The 11186-nt window shown below is 66.0% G+C and carries 10 protein-coding genes; 6 read left to right on the plus strand and 4 right to left on the minus strand.

What is annotated here, in order from left to right; genetic code table 11:
- The coding region (locus DBR12_RS01005) for a TetR family transcriptional regulator (protein ID WP_108615560.1) at positions 1-518 on the minus strand (518 nt) is incomplete at its 3' end.
- 192 nt (positions 519-710) lie between these two features.
- Here DBR12_RS01005 and DBR12_RS01010 point away from each other — a divergent pair.
- The 4 genes from DBR12_RS01010 to DBR12_RS01025 all read left to right on the plus strand — a co-directional run bounded on the left by DBR12_RS01010 (position 711) and on the right by DBR12_RS01025 (position 7293).
- Complete coding sequence (locus DBR12_RS01010; protein WP_199226601.1) at positions 711-1973, plus strand: efflux RND transporter periplasmic adaptor subunit; 1263 nt, start codon at positions 711-713, stop codon at positions 1971-1973.
- A gap of 13 nt (positions 1974-1986) precedes the next feature.
- Positions 1987-5142 carry an efflux RND transporter permease subunit gene (locus DBR12_RS01015; protein WP_108615553.1) on the plus strand — a complete coding sequence of 1052 codons (3156 nt, stop codon included), beginning with the start codon at positions 1987-1989 and terminating at the stop codon, positions 5140-5142.
- Positions 5135-6565: an efflux transporter outer membrane subunit gene (locus DBR12_RS01020; RefSeq protein ID WP_108615554.1), complete on the plus strand. Its 1431-nt coding sequence runs from the start codon at positions 5135-5137 to the stop codon at positions 6563-6565. The genes DBR12_RS01015 and DBR12_RS01020 overlap by 8 nt, the downstream gene beginning before the upstream one ends.
- 161 nt (positions 6566-6726) lie before the next feature.
- Positions 6727-7293: a cytochrome c5 family protein gene (locus tag DBR12_RS01025; protein ID WP_108615555.1), complete on the plus strand. Its 567-nt coding sequence runs from the start codon at positions 6727-6729 to the stop codon at positions 7291-7293.
- A 215-nt stretch (positions 7294-7508) separates the two neighbouring features.
- Here DBR12_RS01025 and DBR12_RS01030 read toward each other — a convergent pair whose 3' ends face one another.
- The 3 genes from DBR12_RS01030 to DBR12_RS01040 all read right to left on the minus strand — a co-directional run bounded on the left by DBR12_RS01030 (position 7509) and on the right by DBR12_RS01040 (position 9568).
- Positions 7509-8045 (minus strand): DUF2946 family protein, encoded by a 537-nt coding sequence (locus tag DBR12_RS01030; protein ID WP_108615556.1) that lies wholly within the window; start codon positions 8043-8045, stop codon positions 7509-7511.
- Positions 8038-9051, minus strand: a complete 1014-nt coding sequence (locus DBR12_RS01035; RefSeq protein WP_108615562.1) for a YheT family hydrolase — start codon at positions 9049-9051, stop codon at positions 8038-8040. Before DBR12_RS01035 ends, DBR12_RS01030 begins: the two co-directional genes overlap by 8 nt.
- Positions 9052-9118: 67 nt before the next feature.
- A complete protein-coding gene (locus DBR12_RS01040; RefSeq protein ID WP_108615557.1) occupies positions 9119-9568 on the minus strand; it encodes a nuclear transport factor 2 family protein in 450 nt (149 codons plus the stop codon).
- Between the two features lie 270 nt (positions 9569-9838).
- Here DBR12_RS01040 and DBR12_RS01045 point away from each other — a divergent pair, with 270 nt between their 5' ends.
- Together DBR12_RS01045 and DBR12_RS01050 are read left to right on the plus strand one after the other, a co-directional pair.
- Entirely contained in the window at positions 9839-10447 is a 609-nt protein-coding gene (locus tag DBR12_RS01045; RefSeq protein ID WP_108615558.1) for a LemA family protein, read from the plus strand.
- 48 nt (positions 10448-10495) lie between these two features.
- A partial coding sequence (locus DBR12_RS01050; RefSeq protein ID WP_108615559.1) for a YgcG family protein occupies positions 10496-11186 on the plus strand: 691 nt, incomplete at its 3' end.

Here is an 11186-nt window from a genome sequence, read left to right on the forward strand (position 1 = left end):
CCATCGAACAAGGCATGCAACCCCACCGCAGCCTCCACAGGCGTCATCGGCAAAACCACGCGCTGCGCTTGCGAGGCCAACTCGAAATCGCGCGCCAACTGGCTGATGAAGCCATCCGAGGCCGCGATGTGCCGATCACGCACACCAATCAACTCCCCCACGTACTCAACCTTATAGAGCGCAATCTCAAACACCCTGCGAGTTCGCTCGTCTGACGCAACCCCGTGCAGCACCAGCGCCAGCACCGCACGCAGCCGCTCGACAGGATCAGGACAAGCACTCTCCTCCAGCGCCCCAAACCCCCGCTCCAGCGGCAGCGTCACCCGATCCATCATGGCGCTGAAGAGATCCTCCTTATCTTTGAAGTGCCAGTAAATAGCCCCCCTGCTGGCACCTGCAGCCTGGGCAATGTCGCTCAGCGAAGCCCGCGCCACCCCTTTTTCAAAAAAAACCCTCTCAGCAGCATCAATCAGACTGCTGCGCGTAGCAATCGCATCTTCTTTGGTTCGACGCGCCATAACTATGTGTCTCCTCATTCGGGCACTCCACCCCACCAGCGACATCGCCTCGACATTCGCCCGTCACAATTATACATTCATGTTTGTATGTATAATTGAGCAATTGTTTTTTAGGGCACTTGTTTTGGACCGCCCATGGCGAGCAACCCATCACTACAAGCCCATTTCTTGACGCCAATCAGAAGGACTCTCATGCCCAAACTGCGTGACGCATCCGTCATCCCTCCCCTTTCCACTGCTTACAGCCGCAAAACACTCGCCATTGTGGCGGCCGGTGCCGTCGCAGCGCTTTTGGTTGCCTGTGGTAAAACCGATGGCAAGGCGGCGGCAGGTGGGGCCCAAATGCCCCCTGTGGAGGTTGGTGTGGTCACTGCAACCCCCGGGGATGTCGGGCTGGTGACCGAGCTCCCCGGCCGCGTCGAGGCCTCGCGCGTGGCACAAGTCCGTGCCCGCGCGGCAGGCATCCTGCAGCAGCGGCTTTTCAAGGAAGGCAGCGACGTCAAGGCTGGTCAGCCCCTTTTCCGCATTGACGCGGCTCCCTATGCCGCAGCAGCAGAAAGCGCCCGCGCCAGCCTCGCCAAGGCCCAGGCCAACCTCGCCCAGGCCAGCGCGCAGGTCGAACGCTATCGCCCGCTGGTGAGCGCCAACGCCATCAGCAAGCAAGACTTCGTGAACGCCGAAGCTGCAGAAAAGCAGGCACAGGCCGACGTGGCAGCCGCCAAGGCAGCGGTGCGCACGGCCGATATCAACCTGGGCTATGCCAGCGTGACCTCGCCCATTGCGGGCCGCATTGGCCGTGCACTGGTGACCGAAGGCGCCCTGGTCGGGCAAGGCGAGGCCACAGCCCTGGCCGTGGTGCAACAGATCGACCCGGTGTACGTGAACTTCACCCAATCGGCCAGCGATGTCTTCCAGCTGCGCCGCGCGATGGAGAGCGGCCAGTTCAAACGCGCGGGCAACAGCGAAGCCGCCAGTGTCAAGCTGGTGCTCGGAGATGGAACGGAGTACGCCCAATCCGGCAAGCTGCTGTTCACCGACCTATCGGTCGATGCCACCACCGGCCAAGTCACACTGCGCGCCGAAGTGCCCAACCCCAAGGGCGAGCTGCTGCCCGGCCTGTACCTGCGGGTGCGCATCGAGCAAGCGCAGGCGAGCAACGCCATCACCCTGCCCCAGCAGGCGGTCACGCGCACACAGCAAGGCGACACGGTCAGCGTGGTGGGTGACGACGGCAAGGTGACCGCACGCACCGTCAAGATCAGCGCCGCGCAGAACAACCGCTGGGTCGTTCTTGACGGTCTGAAGGCGGGCGAAAAGGTGATGGTCGATGGCTTCCAGAAGCTGCAGATGCTGCCGCCAGGCACGCCGGTAACACCCGTCCCATGGCACGCACCTAGTGCCGCTGCAGCACCCGCCGCCTCGGCAGCAACCCCGGCCTCCGCCGCCAAGCCATAAGGGGCACCCCAGCATGGCCAAGTTTTTTATCGACCGCCCCATCTTCGCGTGGGTGATTGCGCTGTTCATCATGGTGATGGGCGGCGTGGCGATCACGCAGCTGCCCATCGCCCAGTACCCGCCGGTGGCCCCGCCCGCCATCGTCATCAATGCCGCCTACCCCGGTGCCTCGGCGCAGACGCTGGAGGACAGCGTGCTGTCCGTCATCGAACGCGAAATGAACGGCTCGCCCGGCCTGATCTACATGGAGTCGGTGGCCCAGGCTGACGGCTCGGGCAGCATCACCCTGAGCTTCCAGCCCGGCACCAATGCCGACCTGGCGCAGGTGGATGTGCAGAACCGCCTGTCGCGTGCCACCCCCCGCCTGCCTTCGGCAGTGACCCAGCAGGGCGTGCGCGTGGACAAGTCGCGCTCCAACTTCCTGCTGTTCACCATGCTCTCGTCGTCCAACCCGGCAACCGACACGGTGGCCCTGGGCGACTACGCCTCACGCAACATCGTGCCCGAGCTGCAGCGGTTGCAGGGCATTGGCCAGGCCCAACTGTTCGGCACCGAGCGCGCCATGCGCATCTGGATCGACCCGGCCAAGATGGTGAGCTTCAACCTCTCGGCCGCCGAGATCACCGCCGCCATCCGCGCCCAGAACGCGCAGGTGGCCAGCGGCACGATTGGCGACCTGCCGAATGTCGCGGGCCAGGGGATTGCGGCCACCGTGGTGGTCAACGGCCAGCTCAGCAGCGTGGAGCAGTTCGGCAACATCGTGCTGCGCGCCAATACCGATGGCTCCACCGTGCGCATCAAGGATGTGGCACGCGTCGAGCTGGGCGGCCAGGCTTACGCCACGGCCGCACGCCTGAACGGCAAGCCCGCCGTGGGCATTGGCGTCCAGCTGTCGCCCAGCGGCAATGCCCTGGAAGCCGCCAAGGCCGTGCGCGCCAAGATGGATGAACTCTCGCGCTACTTCCCCGAAGGCATGGGCTGGAGCATTCCTTACGACAGCTCGCGCTTCGTGGACATCTCCATCAAGCAGGTCGCGCAGACCCTTTTCGAAGCCGTGGCCCTGGTGTTCCTGGTGATGTTCCTGTTCCTGCAGAACTGGCGCTACACCATCATCCCCACCATCGTGGTTCCCATTGCCCTGCTGGGCACGTTCGCCACGCTGCTGGCGCTCGGTTTCTCGATCAACGTGCTGACCATGTTCGGCATGGTGCTGGTGATCGGCATCGTGGTGGACGACGCCATTGTGGTGGTGGAAAACGTCGAGCGCATCATGAGCGAGGAAGGCCTGTCTCCGCTGGAGGCCACGCGCAAGGCCATGCGCCAGATCTCGGGCGCCATCATCGGCGTGACCGTGGTGCTGATCTCGGTGTTTGTGCCCCTGGCATTCTTTGCAGGCTCCACCGGCAACATCTACCGCCAGTTCTCGGCGGTGATGGTGGCCTCCATCGGCTTCTCGGCCTTCATGGCCCTGTCGCTCACGCCAGCACTTTGCGCCACGCTGCTCAAGCCCGTGGAAGCGGGCCACCACCACGAAAAGACCGGTTTCTTCGGCTGGTTCAACCGGGTGTTTTCGCGCACAGCCAAGGGCTATGAAGGTTTTGTGGCCCGCATGCTCAAGCGCGCCGCGCGCTACCTGGTCATCTACGCCGCCATTGTGGGCGCCGTGGCCGTGGTCTACATGCGCCTGCCCACCTCGTTCCTGCCGAGCGAAGACCAGGGCAACATCATCGTCAACGTGCAACTTCCACCGGGTGCCACACAAGAGCGTACGCTGGCCGTGATGGAGCAGGTCGAAGGCTTCATCCTCAAGCAGCCCGAAGTGCAAAGCATGGTGGGCGTGCTGGGCTTCAGCTTCTCGGGCCAGGGCCAGAATGCCGCGCTGGCGTTCGTGACCCTCAAGGACTGGAGCGAGCGCCACGGCCCCGGCCAATCGGCGCAGGACGTGGCCAACCGCGCCTTTGGCGGGCTGATGGGCATCCGCGATGCATTCATCTTCCCGCTGAGCCCGCCACCCATCCCAGAGCTGGGCAACGCCAGCGGCTTCACCTTCCGACTGCAGGACCGTGGCGGCGCCGGGCACGCAGCCTTGGTGCAGGCCCGCAACCAGCTGCTGGGCATGGCCTCGCAAAGCAAGGTGCTCACGCAGGTGCGCCCGGACGGCCTGGAAGACGCTCCCCAGCTACAGATCGACATTGACCGCGACAAGGCCAACGCCCTGGGCGTGCCGTTTGACGCGATCAATTCGGCGCTGTCCACCGCGCTGGGCTCCAGCTACGTGAACGACTTCCCCAACCAGGGCCGCCTGCAGCGTGTGGTGGTGCAGGCCGATGCACCGGCACGCATGCAGCCGGACGACCTGCTCAAGATCAATGCCGCCAACAGCCAGGGCAAGCCCGTGCCGCTGTCGGCATTTGCCACCACCCGCTGGGTGAACGGTGCACAGCAGACGGTGCGCTACAACGGCTATCCGGCCATGCGCATCTCGGGGGCACCCGCCCCCGGCTACAGCACCGGTGCCGCCATGGCCGAGATGGAGAAACTCGCGGGCCAGTTGCCCGCAGGCTTCGGCTTTGAATGGACCGGCCAGTCGCGGGAGGAAAAGCTCGCGGGCGCACAGTCGCTGATCCTCTACAGCTTTGCCATCCTGGCCGTGTTCCTGTGCCTGGCGGCGCTGTATGAGAGTTGGTCAATCCCGCTGGCGGTGATCCTGGTCGTGCCCCTGGGCGTGCTGGGGGTGCTGCTGGCCACGCTGATGCGGGGCTATGCCAATGACGTGTACTTCCAGGTGGGCCTGATCACCATCATTGGCCTGTCGGCGAAGAACGCCATCCTGATCATCGAGTTTGCCAAGGACCTGCAGGCCCAAGGCAAGGGGGTGATCGAGTCGGCGCTGGCGGCCGCCCATCTGCGGTTCCGGCCCATCATCATGACCTCCATGGCCTTCGGGCTGGGCGTGCTGCCGTTGGTCATCGCCTCGGGGGCCGGCTCGGCCAGCCAGCGCGCCATTGGCACCGGTGTGCTGGGTGGCATGGTCACCGGGACAGTGCTGGCCGTGTTTTTTGTGCCCGTGTTCTTCGTGGTGGTGCGCAGCCTGTTCAAGGGCAGCGCTCGCCAGGCAGAAATGAGCCGCCGCCACGCAGAAGAAGCAGGAGTTGGAACCCATGATTGATCCCCGCAGCACACCTCTCGCACTCGCGGCAGCAGCGGTTGCACTGCTGCTCACAGGCTGCTCGTTCATCCCCACCTACGAACGTCCCGCCGCGCCGGTGCCAACCACCTATGTAATGGCAGCCACCGTTGCAGCGAGCACCTCGAAGGACCCGGCCGCCACGGCACCGTGGCAGGACTACTTTGCCGATCCCCGGCTGCAGCAGCTGATCGAGACAGCCCTGGCGAACAACCGCGACCTGCGTGTGGCCATGCTCAACGTCGAGCAGGCGCGCGCCACCTACCAGGTGCGCCGCGCCGACCAGTACCCGGGCGTAGGCCTGGCCGCCAACGCCAGCCGCGCGCCCGCCTCGGGCAGTGGCGACCTGACCAACTCGTTCAGCGTCGGTCTGGCGGTGTCGGCCTGGGAGATCGATTTCTTCGGCCGCCTCGCGAGCCTCAAGGAACAGGCCCTGGCCCAGTACCTTGCCACCGAAGAAGGCCGCAATGCCGCCCAGGTGAGCCTGGTGGCCGCCGTCGCCAACGGCTGGCTGACCCTGCTGGCCGATGAAGAGCTGCTGGACCTGTCCCGCCAGACCCTCGCCTCCCGCGAAGAATCGGTGCGGCTGACCAAGATGCGCCTGGATGCCGGAGTGGCGTCCGAGCTGGACTTTCGCCAGGCGGAATCTCTCACCCAGGCAGCCCGAGCCACCCTGGCGCAGCAGCAGCGGCAGCGCGCACTCGACGAAAACGCCCTGGCCTTGCTGCTGGGCCAAGCCCTGCCCAGTGAGGTCGCAGCCAGCCTGGCGGGCAGCCGCCTGGCCAACGCCCCGGCCATGGCCCCGCTGCCTGCGGGCCTGCCATCGGAGCTGCTCACGCGCAGGCCCGACATCCGCCAGGCCGAGCAGCAGCTGGTGGGCGCCAACGCCAACATTGGCGCCGCACGCGCCGCGTTTTTCCCGCGCATCTCGCTGACAGCGCAGGCGGGCACGGCCAGCGGGGAGCTGTCGGGGCTGTTCAAGAACGGCTCCTGGGGCTTCACGATTGCGCCGTCGCTGCTGTTGCCAATCTTTGATGCGGGCCGCAACCAGGCAAATCTGGAGAGCGCACAGGCCAGCCGCAGCATTGCCGTGGCGCAGTATGAAAAAGCCATCCAGACCGCGTTCCGCGAAGTCTCGGATGCCCTCGCAGGGCAAGCCACACTGGGCGAGCAAGCCCTGGCCCAGCAGCGGCAGGCCGAGGCCGAAAGTGCGCGCCTGCAGCTGGCCGACCTGCGCTACCGCAATGGCGTGTCCAGCTACCTGGATCTGCTGGACGCCCAGCGCTCGCTGTTCACTGCCCAGCAGGCCGTGGTGCAGGTGCGGCTGGCGCAGCTGCAGAACCAGGTGGCGCTGTACAAGGCGCTGGGCGGCGGGGCCCCGGTTTCCATGCAGCCGGGCTCCTGAAGCCCTGAGGCACGGCACCACATGCCGCTCGGGCCATGGGTTGCGGGTTGTACGCGGACGACACCGGCCCTGTCGGCCCAAGCCAGGAGCCGAAGTTCCCGGGGGCGTAGATATAATTTAAGGTTGATTTCATCAAAGCCCCCCGATAACCAGAGGACGTCATGAGCGACAACCACCACGAAGAAGCGCACACCGGCCCCATCAAGACTCCCAAGCAACTGCTGCTGGCGAGTTTTTTCTCGTTCGTGATCCCGATCTTTGCCATCATCGGCTTGGTCATTTACGTGACGTCGGCCGACAAGCCTGCCGCTGGCGCCGTCAACCCCGAGAAGGCCATCGCCGAGCGCATCCAGAAGGTGGGCATGGTGGAAGTGCGTGACGCCAACCGTCCCCTCAAAGGCGGCGAAGACGTGTTCAAGGCCCAGTGCTCCGCCTGCCACACATCCGGCGCAGCGGGCGCACCCAAGGTGGGTGATGCAGCTGCTTGGTCGGCCCGGATTAAGACCGGCTTCGAAGCCCTGGTCCAGTCCGCACTGAAAGGCAAGGGCGCCATGGCACCGCAAGGTGGTGGCGACTTCAATGACATCGAAATCGCGCGCGCGGTGGCCTACATGGCCAACGCCAGCGGTGGCAAGTTCGACGAACCAGCCGCCCCTGCTGCGGAAGGCGCCACAGCGGCTGCCGGTGGCGATGCAGCAGCCGCGGCCGCTCCCGCCGCTTCGCGCTGATTCAGCCGCCCCTGCCGGTCCTCGCTCAGCCACATGTGTGGTGGCGAGCAGCCCCACCGGAACCTGTGCGCAACTCCCTGCCGATTGTCAGCTCTTCACGGAGCCGCTGTCTGCGGGGCCCCACAGGTTGCGGGGCTGGCGCCCTCAACCATTAAAAAAGCCGACGCATGCGTCGGCTTTTTTTGTGGGCGCGGCCCACGGCCCAACCCAGACGTTTACGGGCCCTCACCCGCCCACCGCGCCTGCGGGCTCGGCACATAGCGGTACCGGGCCGGGAGGTCGCTGGCCTGCACGTCCCGCACCGACCAACGGCCAGACTCCACCGCCTCGGCGGCCAGGGCTACATCCATGCTGTGCACCAGGCCCACACCCAGGGCCGTGGCCAGATACAGCCGCCCCTGCGCATCCACCAGGGCATCGCCCCCTTCCTCGGCCTGGCCCGTGTGGGACCGCAGGGTGAAGTCAGGCTGAACACGCCAGATCCAGGGAGTGGACTCCAGCTCCACGTACACGCGCTGGGGGCCGTTCTGGAAGAACCATTGCCCATCGGCGTCGGCCTCGTAGTTGCGGGCGATGAAGGCAATGAGCTTGTCGTGCTCCAGCAACTGCCCCTTGCTCTGCGGGAAGGCCCCCGCCGCCTGCGTGGCATCGTCGCGCAGGTACCAGCGGCCGCGAGCGTCCAGCCCTAGCCAGCCATAGCAGTCCGGCACGTTGGGCCATTTGGCCAGCGCCTGTTTGACGATGTCATCCATGGGCCGATTGTCCTCCCTGGATGCCCCCTGCCCCTGCCTGCTCGGCCAGCCAGCCGCCCACGGCCTCGGGCATGGCGCGCACATGGCCGGGCGGGCGGCCGCGCGGGAAGCCGACATGCCCGCCTTGCGCCGGTTGCCAGAGCGTGACGCACCGGCCTACCTCGTGCGCCGCGGGCAGGCTTGCCGCTGGCACAAACGGGTCATTGCGGGCATTGACCACCAGCGCGGGGATGCAGATCTGGTGCAGCAGCGGCTTGGCCGAGGCGCGCAGCCAGTAGTCCTCGGTGTTGCGGTAGCCGTGCACCGGGGCGGTAAACACGTTGTCAAACGCGTACAGGTCCCGCGCTGCAAGCAGCGCCCGCCGGTCGAACAGCCCCGGGTGCTGGGCGAGTTTCTGCAGCGCTTTGGGCACCAGGGTCCGCATGAACATACGGGTATAGATCTGCCGGTTGAAACCGCGCCCGATGGCGTGCCCACCAGCGGCCAGATCGATGGGCGAGCACACGGCGGCCACTGCATCGGCGCTGCGCGCGGCGTCAGCGCCCACTTCGGCCGCCCAACGCAGCAGCGCATTGCCACCCAGCGACACCCCGGCCGCCATCAGCGGCCCGGCGTGTGCGGCGCGCAGCCGCTGCAGCATCCAGCCGATCTCGGCATGGTCGCCGGAGTGGTAGGCGCGCGGCGCGCGGTTGATCTCGCCGCTGCAGCCCCGAAAGTGCGGCAACGCGCAGGCCCAGCCGCGCTGGCGCGCAAGGTCGGCAAAGGCTTCGCTGTAGTGGCTGCGCGAGGAGCCCTCCAGGCCATGGAACACCACCAGCAGTGGCCGTGGCACACGGGCGTCAATGCCGTCCTGCAGGAAGTCCACGTCCACAAAATCGCCGTCCGGCGTGTCCCAGCGCTCACGGCGGTATTCGGGCCGAGCACCCAGCACACGGCGTGCATACAGCGCGGGCCAGATCGTCTGGAGCTGCCCGCCGGGCAGCCATCGAGGCGCTACATATTTCATAGCCATCAGGGCAATACCATCGCGCGGAGAGGCGCAAAAAAACTCAAAATTTACTCCCCCGCAGGTGTCAGTGCAGCACAGGCCGCTGGGCCGCCGACACCTGCGCGTCTGGCGCCACGCCGGGGCTGGCGTGGTGGGCCACCATGCGCCAACCTTCCGGGGTCTTGTGGTACACGTTGGTGGCGAGCACCACCGCCTGATGCAGGCCGTCGGGCAGCATCACCTCCACCTGTTCGACCACGCTATGTACCGCGCTCGACAGCGCCACCACCCGGTGCACCTGCACTGGCCGCGCCCGCACCGTGCCGTTCGCGAACATGGACTCGAACGCAGCGCGGATGGCCCCAGCGCCCAGCAGGCGCGGCCCGCCGGGATGTACACAGACGATGTCATCCTCGTCGGCCCAGCACGACATCAGCAGGTCAATATCGCCACGCTGCAGTGCTTCGTAGAACGCAGATTCGGTTTCATCCGACGAGCCACCAAGGGTGGCGGCTTTGGAGCGGTCGCGGGGCATGGTCGTAAAGCGGGGATGGGTGGAGTTGAACAGGCAGAGGGGGCCGCAGCGGCACCAGCAACCAGGCAGCTATTGTGCGTTGAGCGTGCAGCGGACTCACCAGTCAGCAGCGATGGCCGGGGTCTTTGGCAGGCCAATGTATCTCTGCGACTCCACCCAGCGGGCACAACCACCTCGCCCCCAGGTCGGGTTTCTGGCACATTCGCTCCATTCTCCTTTTTTGTCCTTTTCGTCCTTTTTGTCCTTTTGATTGGCACCCCCATGACGACGATGCAACGCCTTCTTGCCCTGTGCTCCCTGCTCTTGGCCACGCTGACGCTCAGCGGCTGCGGCTACAACGACTTCCAGCGCCTGGACGAGCAGACCAAGGCCGCCTGGAGCGAGGTGCTCAACCAGTACCAGCGCCGCGCCGACTTGGTGCCCAACATCGTCGCCACGGTCAAGGGCGAGGCAAATTTCGAGCAGGAAACCCTGACCCGCGTGGTCGAAGCCCGCGCCAAGGCCACGGCCATCCAGGTCACGCCCGAGACCCTGAACAACCCCGAGGCGTTCAACAAGTTCCAGCAGGCCCAGGGCGAGTTGTCGGGTGCGCTGTCGCGGCTGATGGCGGTGTCCGAGCGCTACCCCACCCTGCAGGCCAACCAGGGCTTTCGCGACCTGCGCGTGACGCTGGAGGGCACGGAAAACCGCATCACCGTGGCGCGCAACCGCTACATCCAGACGGTGCAGGACTACAACGTACTGGCGCGCAGCTTCCCCACCAACCTCACGGCCATGGCCTTCAGCTACGCCCCCAAGCCCAGCTTCACCGTGGCCAACGAGGCGCAAATCAGCACGCCCCCCACCGTGGACTTCGGCGCGTCCAAGCCCCAGCGCTGATGCCCCCCGCGCAATGGGCCCGTCAGGCATAAGAAATTTGAGAAAAATATGCCCTTTGCGCGCATTGGACGGGTGCTTATAGCTATATTATTTATAGCATTTTCGCCCTTATGGGCGCTGGCCCAAGGCACGCTGCACGCCATCCCCCCTCTCACCGGCCACGTCATTGACCAGACGGCCACCCTGAGCGCCGCCGACACCCAGGCTCTCGAATCCCAGCTGGCCGCGCTGGAGCAGACCCGGGGTGCACAGGTGGTGGTCCTGATGGTGGCCAGCACGGCGCCCGAAGACATTGCCGCGTATGCCAACCGCGTGGGCAACCAATGGAAAATCGGCCGCCGGGGCGTGGGCGACGGTGTGCTGGTGCTGGTGGCCAAGAACGACCGCAAGATGCGCATCGAGGTGGCCAAGGCGCTGGAAGGCGCCATCCCCGACATCGCCGCCGCGCGCATCATCGACAGCGCAATGAAGCCGCGTTTTCAGCAGAACGACTACGCAGGCGGCCTGAGCGCAGCGGCCACACAGCTCGCCGCGCGCATCGGCGCAGAAGCCCTGCCGCCGCCCGAAGCCGAACACACGCCCGAGGGCATCAACGACCACCGCCTTTTTGACTGGACCGATTTCGCCATCTTCCTGTTCTTTGGCGTGATGGTGGCCGGCCCCCTGGCCCGCAGCATTTTTGGCAGCGCGCTGGGCGGGCTGCTGGTGGGCAGCGGGGTGGGGGTGCTGGCGTTTGTGT

It is taken from the genome of Acidovorax sp. HMWF029, assembly GCF_003060895.1.
Lineage (GTDB): Bacteria > Pseudomonadota > Gammaproteobacteria > Burkholderiales > Burkholderiaceae_C > Acidovorax.